Source organism: Halorubrum sp. SP9 (assembly GCF_005435015.1).
GTDB lineage: Archaea > Halobacteriota > Halobacteria > Halobacteriales > Haloferacaceae > Halorubrum > Halorubrum sodomense.
Genome location: NZ_SGXU01000793.1, coordinates 1 through 214, shown reverse-complemented (window position 1 = coordinate 214; position 214 = coordinate 1). Strand labels below are relative to the sequence as shown.

Annotated in this window: 1 protein-coding gene; it reads right to left on the bottom strand. The window is 63.1% G+C overall.

The genetic code is table 11. From position 1 onward, the window contains the following. The coding region (locus tag EXE45_RS20245; protein ID WP_158294371.1) for a hypothetical protein at window positions 1-214 on the bottom strand (214 nt) is incomplete at both ends.

The following is a 214-nucleotide window of genomic DNA, read 5'->3' as shown; positions in this document are numbered from 1 at the left end:
CGCTGTCGTCCCACTTCTCGGGGTTCTCGGTAAGCTGATCGATGAGATCACCGAACCCCCCTATCTCGGCGTCGTTGTGGGGGTACGGCTTGCCACAGATCACGTCCCAGACACCTGTGATCTGAATCGGGATCCCATCGGGACCGCGGGATCCGCCGTCGTCGTACCACTCCAGCGCGGAGCGGAGGTCGCGGACGCCTGTGATCGGTTCAAC